We start from the raw sequence: 230 nt of genomic DNA on the forward strand, positions 1-230 counted from the left end.
ATCTAGTGAAAGGCCATCAGTTTGTTCAAGCATCGAATAAGGAGTTATATCAACAGGGATTCCATATTCTTCAGTAAAACGTTCTGTAATTAACTCATAAGCATCTAATTGTGCATCTTCATCATTAACCCACATTGTTAAAACTTCAGGCTTTTCTGGTACGTCACTCGCAGTCTCAGTGTCAGTGTCAGACTCCTCAGATTCAACTTCTTCTTCAGTATCAACACTAT

At 37.8% G+C, this 230-nt stretch carries 1 protein-coding gene; it reads right to left on the reverse strand.

The window, feature by feature from the left end:
• Positions 1-230: hypothetical protein (locus AOA60_RS32020; RefSeq protein WP_218241029.1), on the reverse strand; the 230-nt coding region annotated here is incomplete at both ends.

It is taken from the genome of Pseudomonas sp. 2822-17 (assembly GCF_002742485.1).
GTDB classification, from domain to species: Bacteria; Pseudomonadota; Gammaproteobacteria; order Pseudomonadales; family Pseudomonadaceae; genus Aquipseudomonas; species Aquipseudomonas cyclaminis.